This is a genomic window from Streptomyces buecherae, from assembly GCF_014295035.1.
Lineage (GTDB): Bacteria > Actinomycetota > Actinomycetes > Streptomycetales > Streptomycetaceae > Streptomyces > Streptomyces youssoufiensis.
Genome location: NZ_CP060404.1, coordinates 3,828,962 through 3,841,800 on the forward strand (window position 1 = coordinate 3,828,962; position 12,839 = coordinate 3,841,800).

The window sequence follows — 12,839 nt, forward strand, 5'->3', positions numbered from 1 at the left end:
AGAGTCTCTTCTCGCGGCCGGACAAGCACAACACGGCGCGAAAGCTTGGTCCTGTGGAGCAGTTTGGAGTGCTCGCCACCCTGTCAAGGTGGAGGCCGCGGGTTCAAATCCCGTCAGGACCGCAGTAGGCGATGAGGCTCGCACCCCAAGGGTGCGGGCCTCATCGCCGTTTCCGCACCCTCTCCCGTACGCCCCCGCCCGCTCCCACTTCGCATGCCGCCGCCCGGCCACCGTGCCCCGCCCGGTCACCCCGCCCGGCTGGCCCCGTCCCGTACGCACCGGCCTGCGGCCCGGCGCCCCACGGGCCTGCGCCCGGCCGGGCGGCGGGGCCCGTGGGGCGCCCCCAGGCAGCGGCGGGACCGTGGCCAGTCGGGCGGGTGGCGCGGAACACGCCGTGGCGGGCCCCGTCAGCGCCCGCGAGCGGGCCGAGGCGCCCGTGGCGGCCAGCCGTCCCCGGCCGCCGACCGCGTGGCGGCGGGGGCGGGGGCGGGGCAACAACCTGACAGGCGTCCCGGCGGGCGCCCCGCACGGCGTTCCCGGGCCTTTCTCAAACGTTCCTACCTGCCTTTCGGCAGTTCCGACGAGGCGCCAACGCCGTGCCCCGGCCGACCGGAACGGGTCGGCCAGCATGTGTTACCCGCCGGTGCGCCTTGACTGGGGCACGCGCCGGCGGTACCCAGTCAGGGAGGCCGTGGGGGCCGGGAGGTACGCATATGGCGACGTCGGCGAAGCACGAGACGAGGGCGTTGCTGCGCGCCCATCTATCCGCAGCATCCGGTTACCGACATCTGACCCGGCACTGCCCGGTCTGCCACCGCCTGCTGCGGCTGGCCCTGGAGCAGCCGGGGCAGCCCGAGGCGGCATCGGCGCGACACGGCGTGGGTCTCGCCCGTGGCGCCGAGCCGGCCAGCGGGGCCGGCCGGGCGGCGCGGCAGACCCCGAAGGGGGACGAAAGTCCTCCGGAGCGGTGACCAACGGCGCTGTGTACGCGCCGTGTCCGGTGACAGGGTGGAGGCGTCCGGATACGGGGACCGCATATCGCACTTGAGGCATAGCAGACAAGTGCGGCGTGCTGTGATGGGAGTCACCGAAGGAGTTTCCGCGGCGGGGGAACTCACGCCCCGCTTACGCCCTCTCAATTTAATATGTGCAATTGCACCCGGGACTGGTCGCGACCGGGCCGTCGGCGCGAGCCCCCGATACCGGGCCGGTTCGGTCGGTTTCCCACCCCCTCGGGGAGGGTTCCGCACCCCCGGGTCCTCGCGATCGGACACCCCACTGCCCGGTGTTGGCCGCCGCGCGGGCGGCCGGGGCAGGCTGTTCCGGAGGCCCAGGGCGAAGGTGTCCGGGCATAAAAAAAGACCGCGCTGGACCCGGCGGAGTCCAGCGCGATCGACGACGCACCCAAGTCAGGCGGGCGTGGCGCCTGTTGGGGCAGACGCCGGTCGTGTGGAGCGAAACGGGCGAGGACCGGATTGGGGGACCCGGAAATGCCCGGTTATGCGGTTGTTTCAGGCTTCGCTGCGCTGCTGCGGAATGCCCGCCAGAAGTGCACGGACCTCCGCTTCGCGGTAGCGCCGGTGCCCTCCGAGCGTGCGGATGGACGTGAGCTTGCCTGCCTTGGCCCACCGTGTGACCGTCTTCGGGTCCACGCGGAACATCGTGGCAACCTCAGCCGGGGTCAGCAGCGGCTCGGCATCAGGGGTGCGAGCGGTCATGAGCGGCCTCCTCGGGAGAACCGAACCATCACGGTTCTTTCCTCTAAATTCTGCACCTTGACCCGCGTTGCCCGAAATGGCGGACGCGGGCCGAGTCGGTTATAGGACGAACGGCTTGTCCTCGGCACTACAACTACACCATCTGTCCAGCCACGTCGGCCAAACCGATGGAATTGCCCTCTCAGGTGTTCAACCTCGACGGAAGCCGATGGACTATGCCATAGCGGACAGTCACGCCGCCGTGACGATCAGTCACAGAAGGACCACGCGTCACCAGACCCACCAAGGAGCGCAATACCGATACATCCGCCCTTAGTTGGACGGAAGGAGCCCTGCGTGGACTCCTTGTCCTATTTTGACACGAGGATGGGGGATGGCCGCAAGGCCCGAACTCAGTGCTTTAGATCACGGTTGAGGCAATCGCCCGGATCGGGACCTACGTCCCGATCCGACCGCGCCCACGCCCGTCCCCTCGTGGCAGCGCTCCCAGCTTGACCCCGCGGCGCCGCGCGCAACACCCCGTAACGGCTCTAAACCGCTGTCTGTGACGTTACTTCAGCTAGATCGTTGCCGATCCCGTACAGAGCTCCAACGGTCCGTCAGACGCTCGTACGCGACCCCGGCCCGCGCCCCGTCGCCCGCGCGCAGCGCCGCCAGGCCCTCCGCGACGTCCGCCGCCGAATGGTCGTCGGCCAACTCTCCCTCGGGCAGCGCGTGCACCAGGCCGCCGTAGTCCAACTCCACGAGCGAGCGCGGGTGGAACTCCTCCAGCCAACGGCCGACGTCCACCAGGCCGTCGATCAGGGGGCCCTCCTCCAGCGCCTCCTTGAGCGCCTTGAGGCCGCGCGCGACGCGGCGCCTGGCCTCGACCATCGGCGTGCGGTACCGCAGCACGAGGCCGTCCTCGCCCTTGGTGTACTCCCGCTCCGCGTCGGCGAACAGGACGAACCAGCGCACCGGCACGTGCCAGGTCGCGCTGCGGATCCACGGCCGGGCGTCCGGATTGCGCTCCGACCAGCGCTCGAAATCGGCCACCGCCTGCCGGCGCACCACCGGCGGCAGCGCGGCGTCCAGGAGCGGCCCCGGCAACCGCTGGGAGATCTCCTCCAGCGCCAGCCAGCCGCGCAGTCGGGTGCGCCAGGGGCAGACGCAGGTGACGCCGTCCACCGAGGCCACGAACGCGTCGTCGCTCTCGTGCACCGGGACCGGGACCGGCGGCACCGGGAGCAGGTTCGCCAGCGACCGCCGCAGCTCGTCCTGCGCGCTGGGCGTGTGCTCGCGGCGCGCGTACTCCGCCCAGTGGCTGCGCTCCGGCTCCGGAAAGGCGGCCAACGGCTCATAGACCCGCAGATAGGCCGCATACGGGACAACCACCGAAGACGCCAAGGTCACGCCCGCTCCCTCATGGCCGGAGTTGGTCGCCGGGGAGCGCCGTACCGCGCCTCCCGGTCGCTCGCATCGTCCCACGCCCACCGTCCCCGAGTGAGTGATCCTCCGCACTGTGCCCAACCTCCGGCGCCCCAGGTCTTACGCTCTTGCCGACCGGCCCTCCCCCACCCCCCGGAGGGCATCCACCGCGACATATGGGAGTCACCACCGTGACTGACGTACGTCATACCGTCAGCGTCGACGGCCCGACCGTGCGTGCGAGCGATCCGCTCTCCGTGCTCTTCCAGTCGGAACAGGGCGGCCACGAGCAAGTCGTGCTCTGCCAGGACCGCGAGTCCGGCCTCAAGGCCGTGATCGCCATCCACTCCACCGCCCTGGGCCCCGCCCTCGGCGGCACCCGCTTCCACGCCTACGCCTCCGATGAGGAAGCCGTCCTGGACGCGCTCAACCTCGCCCGCGGCATGTCGTACAAGAACGCCCTCGCCGGGCTCGAGCACGGTGGCGGCAAGGCCGTGATCATCGGCGACCCGGCCAGCGTCGAGCAGGGCGGTGTCAAGAGCGAGGAACTGCTGCTCGCCTACGGTCGTTTCGTGGCCTCGCTCGGCGGTCGCTACGTCACCGCCTGCGACGTCGGCACGTACGTGACCGACATGGACGTGGTGGCCCGCGAGAACCGCTGGACCACCGGCCGCTCCCCGGAGAACGGCGGCGCCGGCGACTCCTCGGTGCTCACCTCCTTCGGCGTCTTCCAGGGCATGCGCGCCTCGGCCCAGCACCTGTGGGGCGAGCCCACGCTGCGCGGTCGCCGGGTCGGCGTCGCCGGCGTCGGCAAGGTGGGGCACCACCTGGTGGCGCACCTGATCGAGGACGGCGCCGACGTGGTGGTCACCGATGTCCTGGACGCCTCCATCGACCGCGTCCGGGCACGGTTCCCGCAGGTCACGGTCGTGGACAGCACCAGCGACCTGATCACGGGCGAACTCGACGTGTACGCCCCGTGCGCGCTCGGCGGCGCCCTCGACGATGTCAGCGTGCCGGCCCTGACCGCCAAGGTGGTCTGCGGCGCGGCCAACAACCAGCTCGCCCACCCCGGCGTGGAGAAGGACCTCGCCGACCGCGGCATCCTGTACGCGCCCGACTACGTGGTGAACGCCGGTGGCGTGATCCAGGTCGCCGACGAGCTGCACGGTTTCGACTTCGACCGGGCCAAGGCCAAGGCGACCAAGATCTACGACACGACGCTGGCCATATTCGAGCGGGCCAGCTCCGAGGGCATCCCGCCGGCCGAGGCGGCCGACCGGATCGCCGAGCAGCGGATGGCCGAGGCCCGCCGCAGCTGACCCCCGCGGGGCCCACGCCCTGCCGGACGCGCCCGCGCGGAAGCGGCCTCTCCGAGGCAGCCGCGCGGCAGCGACCTCGCGGAAGCGGGGGCGCAAGCCGCGGCGACACCCCTGCCGCGGCTTCCGTCGCCGCTTCCGCCCGCCCCGGCGCCCGGGCGCGCGGCAGCCGTACGCCACCCCTGTCACGGCACCGCACGCGCCCGAGCGCCGCGGGCCCGCCCTTCCCGGTCCATCGCGGCGGCCGAAATTCGACGGCCCGCGCACCAGGACCCCGCCCCACCGACCGGGCCCCGAACCGCCCAGCCCGCTCCCGGCCGCACTCCCCCGCCGCCCCTGGTCTGCCCCCGGTCCGCGCCCGCGCACGCCGCGCCGCCGCACTCCCGACCGCGCTCGCGCACGCCACCGCTGGCCCGAACGGTCGCCCCGGTGACCCAGTCAGGTGGCCCACCCCAGGTGGGCGCGGCCAGCCGGGCGAATCGCGCCACCCGCCGCAGACCCGGCCGAGGCCGCTCCACGGGGCGGGGCCACCGGCCGGACACCGCCCCCGTTGGGCCGAACGTCGCACCCCCGTCACCCGGCCGCCCCCGCCCGGCCACCGGCCGGCAGCCGGAGGCCGCCGGGGGGCGGGCGGGGGCCCCCCGCGCCGTGTCGCGGGGGGCGATAAGGGAGAGATCGCTCACGGCCCGCCGGCGGGTCGGCGCCTCATACGCGTTAAAATCGCTGCTGACCAGCGAGGACGGGGCGCCTCGTAGGTTCTGCCAGGTGGCACGTGCCGTGGGCGACGTACCGTATGGCCAGAGAAACAGGTACCGTTGAAGCCCTACGGACCGGTCTCTCCGTCGAGAGTCCGCTCCGACTCATGAACGCGTGTCAAGACTCTGGGGCCGTCGAGCCCCGTCACCGAGGGGGTCGAGCCATGGGGCGCGGCCGGGCCAAGGCCAAGCAGACAAAGGTCGCCCGCCAGCTGAAGTACAACAGCGGTGGGACGGATCTCTCACGCCTGGCCAACGAGCTAGGCGCATCGACGACGAAGCAGCCGCCGAACAGCGAGCCGCTCGACGATGAGCTGGAGGACGACGATCCGTACGCGGAGTACGCGGATCGTTACAACGACGAGGGTGATGATGAGCCCTCGGACTCTCCGGCGCATCGTCGTCGCGCTTGACGTCTCGCGTCCACGGCACGTCTACGGCGTTCACAGCACCAACATCAACCCGGTCCAGGGCCCCGCGCCCCGGACCGGGTTCTGTGCTGCCCACGTAGGACTCAGCTCGCGTAGTCACCGGTCAGGGTCACGGCCTCGGCGCGGTCGCCGCGCTCGGTGATCTCGCCGGCGACCCAGGCGTCCACGCCTCGGTCGGCCAGGGTGGTGAGCGCCACGTCCACGGACTCCTGCGGCACGATGGCGATCATGCCGACGCCCATGTTCAGGGTCTTCTCCAGCTCGGCACGCTCGACCGAACCGGCCCGGCCGACGACGTCGAACACCGGGTCCGGCGTCCACGTCGACCGGTCGATGGTCGCGTGCAGCGCGTCGGGGATGACCCGGGCCAGGTTGTTCGCGAGCCCGCCGCCGGTGATGTGCGAGTACGCGTGCACCTCGGCGGTACGGGTGAGCGCCAGGCAGTCCAGGGCGTAGATCTTGGTGGGCTCCAGGAGTTCCTCGCCCAGCGTGCGACCGAACTCGGCCACCTCGCGGTCCAGGCTCCAGCCGGCCCGGTCGAACAGCACGTGCCGCACGAGCGAGTACCCGTTGGAGTGAAGTCCGGAGGACTCCATCGCGATGGCCACGTCGCCGGGGCGGATCCGCTCGGCGCCCAGCAGTCGGTCGGCCTCGACCACGCCGGTGCCGGCGCCGGCTACGTCGAAGTCGTCGGCGCCGAGGAGGCCCGGGTGCTCGGCGGTCTCGCCGCCGACCAGGGCGCAGCCGGCGAGGACGCAGCCCTCGGCGATGCCCTTGACGATGGCGGCGACCCGCTCCGGGTAGACCTTGCCGACGCAGATGTAGTCGGTCATGAACAACGGCTCGGCGCCGCACACCACCAGGTCGTCCACGACCATGCCGACCAGGTCGTGGCCGATCGTGTCGTAGACCCCGAGACGGCGGGCGATGTCCACCTTCGTACCGACGCCGTCGGTGGCCGAGGCGAGCAGCGGGCGGTCGTAGCGCTTGAGCACGGAGGCGTCGAAGAGCCCGGCGAAGCCGCCGAGGCCGCCGACGACCTCGGGCCGGGTGGCCTTCTTCACCCACTCCTTCATCAGCTCGACGGCGCGGTCGCCCGCTTCGATGTCGACACCCGCGGCGGCATAGCTGGCGCCGCCGCCGACGGGAGATGTCTCAGGCATGGCTGGAACCTTCAGGTTGTGATGAGGAGGTGCGTGCGGGTCACGGGCGACGGAGCGCGTCGGCCCCGCCCACACCGGCGGTCAGCGTCGCGACGCCGTCCGCGTCGGGCTTGGCCACCCCGGCCGTCTCCGACTCCAGGAGGTGCTTGCCCAGCAGCTCCGGGTCGGGCAGGTCCATCGGGTACTCGCCGTCGAAGCAGGCGCGGCACAGCTTCGGCTTGTCGATCGTGGTCGCCTCGATCATCCCGTCGATGGAGATGTACGAGAGCGAGTCGGCCCCCAGCGACTTGCCGATCTCCTCGACGGAGAGCCCGTTGGCGATCAGCTCGGCGCGGGTGGCGAAGTCGATACCGAAGAAGCACGGCCACTTGATGGGCGGCGAGGAGATGCGGATGTGCACCTCGGCGGCCCCGGCCTCGCGCAGCATCCGGACCAGCGCGCGCTGGGTGTTCCCGCGGACGATCGAGTCGTCCACGACCACCAGGCGCTTGCCCCGGATGACCTCCTTGAGCGGGTTGAGCTTGAGCCGGATACCGAGCTGCCGGATGGTCTGGCTCGGCTGGATGAACGTACGGCCCACGTAGCTGTTCTTGACCAGCCCCGACCCGTACGGGATGCCGCTGGCCTCGGCGTACCCGACGGCCGCCGGCGTGCCGGACTCCGGCGTCGCTATCACCAGGTCGGCGTCGGCCGGCGCCTCGGCGGCCAGCCTGCGGCCCATCTCCACGCGGGAGAGGTAGACATTGCGGCCGGCGATGTCGGTGTCGGGGCGGGCCAGGTAGACGTACTCGAAGACGCAGCCCTTGGGCCGGGCCTCGGCGAACCGGGAGGCGCGCAGACCGTCCTCGTCGATGGCGACCATCTCGCCCGGCTCGATCTCGCGGATGAAGCTGGCGCCGCAGATGTCGAGCGCGGCGGTCTCGGACGCGACGACCCAGCCGCGCTCCAGCCGGCCGAGGACCAGCGGCCGGATGCCCTGCGGGTCACGGGCGGCGTACAGCGTCTGCTCGTCCATGAAGACGAGGCTGAACGCGCCCTGCACCTTCGGCAGCACGCGCTGCGCGGCGGCCTCGACGGTCAGCGGCTTGCCGTCCTCGTCGACCTGGCCCGCGAGCAGCGCGGTGACCAGGTCGGTGTCGTTGGTCGCGGCGACCTGGGTGGCCCGACCGCCCTCGCGGGGCAGCTCGGCGACCATCTCGGCCAGCTCGGCGGTGTTGACGAGGTTCCCGTTGTGGCCCAGCGCGATCGAGCCGTTCGCGGTCGCGCGGAAGGTGGGCTGCGCGTTCTCCCACACCGACGCACCGGTGGTGGAGTAGCGGGCGTGCCCCACGGCGATGTGGCCGCGGAGGGAGCCGAGGGAGGTTTCGTCGAAGACCTGAGAGACCAGGCCCATGTCCTTGAAGACGAGAATCTGGGAGCCGTTGCTCACTGCGATGCCCGCAGACTCCTGTCCACGGTGCTGCAGCGCGTACAGCCCGAAATAGGTGAGTTTGGCGACCTCTTCGCCCGGAGCCCAGACACCGAAGACGCCGCAGGCGTCTTGGGGGCCCTTCTCGCCGGGAAGGAGATCGTGGCTGAGTAGTCCGTCACCACGCACAACACACACTGTACCCGCGGTCGGGGGTCAGGCGTTCGGTCGACCTTGGGAGTGGACGGTTACATTCCGTTACGGGCGAGATTTCAGGCCCCGGGCGGAGATGGCCCTGAGGCGGGCTGGATGGGGCGTGCGGTGCGGCGTGAAGGCCGTGAGGTCGCGCCTCGGCCGCGACACGGTGACCTCACGGTGACGCTGCGCGGTGGCCGAGTTCGGGGGCCGAGCGGGCTCAGATGAGATGAGGGACACATCGGGGAGGGGGGTGTTGTAGCGGGGAGTGGTGGGGGTGGGTGGGTGCGGGGGTGGGGTTGGCCGCCTGGCGGCGGCACTGACGGTGACGATGCCTGCGCCTTGGCGGCGGGCATCACGTGTCCCCGCCGGGTGCGAGGGTGGTCCGCAGCGGCGCGGAGAATTCGGGTGGGTGGTGGCGTGGTCCCCGCGCGGGTGCGGGGGTGCTCCCCTCGAGCGGCTCACCCTCATCCTCGGAGAGGGGCGGTCCCCGCGTGCGGGGGTGGTCCCTGGGAGGTCGACGTTCTCTCGGTGGAGGCGGCCTGGGCCCCGCGTGTGCGGGGGTGGCCCGCAGTGGCGGGGGGTGTCTGGGTTGGTGGTGGCGGGGTCCCCGCGCGTGCGGGGGTGGCCCGTGAAGGACTTCGTGGGGGCTGATCCCGGCGTGGTCCCCGCGATGGCGGGGATGGCCCCTCTTCGTGCTGGCGGACGGCTTACGGGGAGCCCTGGTCCCCACGTGCTGGGTGTGCCTGCCGATCAGCCAAGCCGTAGCCGATGCAGCATGAGCAGGGCGGCGACCGCGTTCGCCGACCTGATGTCGCCGCAGGCGATGAGGTCGGGCACCGTCTTCAACGGCACCCACTCACGGCGTGAAGACTCGAACGCGTCCTCCGGAGGGCCGACCCGGGTGGCGCCCTCCGCCCAGTACGCCTGGTGTCGCGAGGTGGAGATCCCTGGCTGCGGGTCCACGGACAACAGGTGCCGCATCGGCCCGGGCCGCCACCCCGTCTCCTCTTCGAGTTCACGCGCCGCAGCCCGGGCCGGGTCCTCGCCTTCGGCGATGCCGCCGGATGGGAGTTCCCATCCCCAGGCGCCCGTGATGAAGCGATGCCGCCACAACAGCAGAACCTCATTCGCTTCGTTGACTACTGCGGCGACGGCCACCGGGCGTAGGCGAATGACGGTGTGGTCCAGGCGGCGGCCGTCGGGCAGTTCGACGTCAGCCATGTTGACCGTGACCCAGCGGTTCTCGTACACAGTGCGTTCGCCGTGAGATGTCCACTCCATGGCTTCATCCCACCACGCACGGTCATACCCGGAGCCGGCTTCGTTGCAACCCGGCCGGCCGCTCATACGGGCACGACCAAGCGCGGCTTCCCCAGTTCCGTGGCGTAGTTGAGTGTCTGCCACGTGCCCGAGCCTTCGGCACTCTCCGTAAGCGGAAAGCCGATCACCATGTCGGCCCGGTCGACCATCCAACGGTTACGGGCGTGGAACGCCGCAGTACGAAGTTCCGGGGCCCGTAGTGCGACGATTTCGGCGATGCGGCCCCGCCTTCGGCATTGTTCGATGGTGTGCTGCGCCTCGGCCGGCTGCTGCTCGACCGTACCGGGAACGACCACCGTGATACGCGAGCGGGATTCCTCGGCGAGATGGCATAGGGCCAGGTTGTCGATGCCTTTTGCGCCACCGATGTAGAACTGTGCGTCCTGGGTCGCCCACGGAGCGAGATATACGCGGAACAAGGCGGAATACCAGGCGCCCTCGCGATGCCTCGTGTCCCTGGTGCCTGTGATCGCCACAGCTAGCGGTCTTGGCGCGCAATGGATCACTGGCGACCCGTCATGGGGTGGACTTCCGCAATTCAAGAATCATGACGTCATGCAAGGCCGCGCCGTCCCACGGGTACGCCTCGCCGATCTTCTCGTAGCCCCACGAGCGATAGGCGGCCTGCGCTGCGGGGACGTCTGGGCGGGCGTTGAGGAGAACGCGCTCTTCTGCGACGTCATCGAGGATCGCGTCGTGGAGGCGCCTGGCCACTCCCTGCTTCCGCCAAGGAGCGCGAACCGCCAGTTCCATGAGGCCGAATGTACGGTGTCCGTCCTCGCGGCGTTGTTCGTCAGTTACGGGGGTAGTGAGGCGACCCCACCAGCCGGTCGACGCGCTGAGCGGATAGCCGTAGGCGATGCCTACCGGCTCCCCCTCGACGCTGCGAGCCAGGGCCGCCCGGAACGTGGCCTTGCGTACCTGCGACCGGAAGCGGCGGAAGTTCGCCTCGACGTCCCGCACGGTCTTCTCGTAGGGAGGCTCCGCGAACGCCTCCGCGTAGACCAGCGCGAATGCCTCTTCGGCGCGGGCTGCGGCGGCGCCGTTCATGCGTTCCACGTGGACGGCACTCTGCGGGGTCATTGGGCCCCGCCGCCTGTCGCTTCGCGGATACGAGCGGCACAGGCCAAACCCTCTGCACCCAGAAACGACCTTTCCCGGGCTCCTATCGGTCTGATACGAGACGGGTTAGCCGCGTGGGCCGTCGCTTCGGTCACAAGCTCACCTCCACGCCGGGCACGTCCTTCGATTCTAGGGTGCACTCGGGTTAGCGTAGATAGGTACGCTGCCAGTCAACCGAAGACATGTTTTGGGCTGCATTGGCCAGTTCGATCGCCGAAGCTGTCTTGAGCTTCGCCCGTGTGCTGTCGACCCACTCACGGGCATTGCTGTAACCCTGTTCCAGGTATTCGAGGCCCTGGATCATGCACTCCAACTTGTCCGCGTCATGCGCGACGAGCACTTCGAGGGAATCACCGTGCTCGTACTCCTCGACCACGGCTTGGATGCCTGCGGCCACCGCGGGGTGAGCATCGGCGAGCTGGTCCTTCGTGACGTCCTCGTTCTTGGCTGCCGTGAGGTACCGCCGCCCGATCCAGGGGATGTCACCGACCCGCGTCTCCTGAGTGTCGTGGAAGGTACACAGCAGAGCCACCTTGGCGGGGTCCGCGCCCTCCATCATCGCCAGGACGGCCCCAACGACCGCGACACGGAAGCTGTGCTCAGCGATGGTTTCGGGGTCCTTGACGCCCGCAATCCACCATCCGGACCGCTTTCCGCGCTTCAGCGCGCCCATCTCCATCAGATAGCTAACGGAACCCTTGGCGTGCTGATCGTCGTCAGGCATGCGAGCTGTCCTCTCGGTAGGTCACGGCGCGTTCAGCTTCAGACCGTAATGCACGGCATCCAACTCGCGCCTGGACCGTGTAGACACAACACCGCCATCCAGTAGGCGCGTTACACGCCGCTTGAGGTCGCAGGACAGTTCGTGGTCCGCTGCTAGCGCACCCGGGCGTGCGGCGAGCAACGACCACACGGAGTGGACGTTCAGGTCGATGCAGCCGAGTTCTGGTGACATGCGACCTACCAGGCTACGGAGTAGTGCCTTCGCGTCCCACTCCGCACGGCCAGCCATAAACGCGTCGTCGGACCGAGGTAAATTATCGAGCCCCAGCCAGTAGGCCCAGTAATTCAGGTTGGCCAGTTCACCCGCGTCATCACTCATGCCCCGCTCGATGAACGCGTGCAGTGCGTCGCGCTCTCCGTGCCGCGTGAGCGATGTTGCCAACGATCGAGCGTCAGCCCAGTTCCATGCGCTGCGTTGAGATGCTCGCGCCTGCCTACCCCGCATCTCGGTCATCCACGCGTGCGTATCCGGTGCCACGTCGTAACTGCATAGGTAGAGCGCTTGCCGCCGCAGTAAGCCGCACTCTGCGCCCGTCCAGTCCGCCACTTCGGCACTCCGCCGCAGGCCGTCGAAGAACGCCCGACGTTCGGGCTCTCCCAGCAAAGGACCATCCGGCGTGGGGCCACGTCGACGAGGCATCCCGGCGGGAGGGCGGGGGAGCGCTGCGGGAGGAGTTCCCGTCAGCGCCCAAGCGATCATGTGCGTGGCCGAGCGAGTGAAGACCCAGTTCGCCAAGGGGTGGCCGTGTGCGTCGCCCGATCGGCGATCGCTCAGGCCATGACTCAGGACGGCGTCGGCATCCATCGCGGCGTCGAAGAGGACCAGGAGAGCGGGGTCGGCCCCGCTGCGTAGCAAATGGCGTCGCATCTGCCGGAACTGAGCGGACGGGATCGCCGTGAGGGCACGGCGCCCCGATTCCCACCCCTGCACGGTGGTGACGTCGACGGCGATCGCCTCGGCCAAGGCTTGCTGGGTCAGCCCTGCCCGTTCTCTCGTGACCTTGAAAAGATGCCCTGTGACGACCCCTTCACGGGCCCGCCCAGGTGAACCCGGACCTGTGGTCAGGGTTCCGCACTTCGACACCTTTTGCCGTGACGCCATGCCATGGGCTCCTGCTGGCTAGGCCCGCTCAACTCGTACTGGGCGTCAGTTTTTTCGAGGTTTCGCTCACCGTACGTTACTGCCACGAGCGACATCGCCCTACGGATTTCGAC

General features: G+C 70.0%; 12 protein-coding genes and 1 tRNA gene. 4 read left to right on the forward strand and 9 right to left on the reverse strand.

The window, feature by feature from the left end; genetic code table 11:
- Positions 1-47 precede the first annotated feature (47 nt).
- A tRNA-Asp gene (locus tag H7H31_RS14535) sits at positions 48-122 on the forward strand.
- A 591-nt stretch (positions 123-713) separates the two neighbouring features.
- Positions 714-971, forward strand: coding sequence for a DUF6274 family protein (locus H7H31_RS14540; protein ID WP_187118306.1), 258 nt, complete (start codon positions 714-716; stop codon positions 969-971).
- A gap of 540 nt (positions 972-1,511) precedes the next feature.
- On the opposite strand, the gene bldC is transcribed toward H7H31_RS14540, so the two are convergent.
- On the reverse strand, positions 1,512-1,718 hold the full coding sequence (bldC, locus tag H7H31_RS14545) for a developmental transcriptional regulator BldC (RefSeq protein ID WP_003949541.1): 207 nt from the start codon (positions 1,716-1,718) through the stop codon (positions 1,512-1,514).
- 555 nt (positions 1,719-2,273) lie between these two features.
- Entirely contained in the window at positions 2,274-3,110 is an 837-nt protein-coding gene (locus tag H7H31_RS14550; RefSeq protein ID WP_176163186.1) for a hypothetical protein, read from the reverse strand.
- 191 nt (positions 3,111-3,301) lie between these two features.
- On the opposite strand from H7H31_RS14550, the gene H7H31_RS14555 reads away from it, so the two are divergent.
- Complete coding sequence (locus tag H7H31_RS14555) at positions 3,302-4,447, forward strand: Leu/Phe/Val dehydrogenase (RefSeq protein ID WP_187060181.1); 1,146 nt, start codon at positions 3,302-3,304, stop codon at positions 4,445-4,447.
- A gap of 916 nt (positions 4,448-5,363) precedes the next feature.
- On the forward strand, positions 5,364-5,612 hold the full coding sequence (locus H7H31_RS14560; protein ID WP_176163184.1) for a DUF3073 domain-containing protein: 249 nt from the start codon (positions 5,364-5,366) through the stop codon (positions 5,610-5,612).
- A gap of 101 nt (positions 5,613-5,713) precedes the next feature.
- Here H7H31_RS14560 and purM read toward each other — a convergent pair whose 3' ends face one another.
- The 7 genes from purM to H7H31_RS14595 form a co-directional block, all read right to left on the reverse strand.
- Positions 5,714-6,793 (reverse strand): phosphoribosylformylglycinamidine cyclo-ligase, encoded by a 1,080-nt coding sequence (gene purM, locus H7H31_RS14565; RefSeq protein WP_187059990.1) that lies wholly within the window; start codon positions 6,791-6,793, stop codon positions 5,714-5,716.
- Between the two features lie 40 nt (positions 6,794-6,833).
- Positions 6,834-8,390, reverse strand: coding sequence for an amidophosphoribosyltransferase (purF, locus tag H7H31_RS14570; protein WP_372456053.1), 1,557 nt, complete (start codon positions 8,388-8,390; stop codon positions 6,834-6,836).
- Between the two features lie 759 nt (positions 8,391-9,149).
- On the reverse strand, positions 9,150-9,680 hold the full coding sequence (locus tag H7H31_RS14575; protein WP_187061711.1) for an NUDIX hydrolase: 531 nt from the start codon (positions 9,678-9,680) through the stop codon (positions 9,150-9,152).
- Positions 9,681-9,742: 62 nt separating this feature from the next.
- Positions 9,743-10,195: a DNA-processing protein DprA gene (locus H7H31_RS14580; protein WP_187061712.1), complete on the reverse strand. Its 453-nt coding sequence runs from the start codon at positions 10,193-10,195 to the stop codon at positions 9,743-9,745.
- A gap of 40 nt (positions 10,196-10,235) precedes the next feature.
- Positions 10,236-10,769, reverse strand: a complete 534-nt coding sequence (locus H7H31_RS14585; protein ID WP_232110302.1) for a GNAT family N-acetyltransferase — start codon at positions 10,767-10,769, stop codon at positions 10,236-10,238.
- A gap of 217 nt (positions 10,770-10,986) precedes the next feature.
- Positions 10,987-11,565 (reverse strand): HD domain-containing protein, encoded by a 579-nt coding sequence (locus tag H7H31_RS14590; protein ID WP_187061714.1) that lies wholly within the window; start codon positions 11,563-11,565, stop codon positions 10,987-10,989.
- 21 nt (positions 11,566-11,586) lie between these two features.
- Entirely contained in the window at positions 11,587-12,726 is a 1,140-nt protein-coding gene (locus H7H31_RS14595) for a helix-turn-helix domain-containing protein (protein WP_187061715.1), read from the reverse strand.
- Positions 12,727-12,839: the final 113 nt, after the last annotated feature.

Bases quoted from the DNA above. Each gene is read 5' to 3' on its own strand.
- H7H31_RS14540 (WP_187118306.1), top strand. From the start codon at position 714: ATGGCGACGTCGGCGAAGCACGAGACGAGGGCGTTGCTGCGCGCCCAT.
- bldC (WP_003949541.1), bottom strand. From the start codon at position 1,718: ATGACCGCTCGCACCCCTGATGCCGAGCCGCTGCTGACCCCGGCTGAG.
- H7H31_RS14555 (WP_187060181.1), top strand. From the start codon at position 3,302: ATGGGAGTCACCACCGTGACTGACGTACGTCATACCGTCAGCGTCGAC.
- H7H31_RS14560 (WP_176163184.1), top strand. From the start codon at position 5,364: ATGGGGCGCGGCCGGGCCAAGGCCAAGCAGACAAAGGTCGCCCGCCAG.
- purM (WP_187059990.1), bottom strand. From the start codon at position 6,793: ATGCCTGAGACATCTCCCGTCGGCGGCGGCGCCAGCTATGCCGCCGCG.
- H7H31_RS14575 (WP_187061711.1), bottom strand. From the start codon at position 9,680: ATGGAGTGGACATCTCACGGCGAACGCACTGTGTACGAGAACCGCTGG.
- H7H31_RS14585 (WP_232110302.1), bottom strand. From the start codon at position 10,769: ATGAACGGCGCCGCCGCAGCCCGCGCCGAAGAGGCATTCGCGCTGGTC.
- H7H31_RS14590 (WP_187061714.1), bottom strand. From the start codon at position 11,565: ATGCCTGACGACGATCAGCACGCCAAGGGTTCCGTTAGCTATCTGATG.
- H7H31_RS14595 (WP_187061715.1), bottom strand. From the start codon at position 12,726: ATGGCGTCACGGCAAAAGGTGTCGAAGTGCGGAACCCTGACCACAGGT.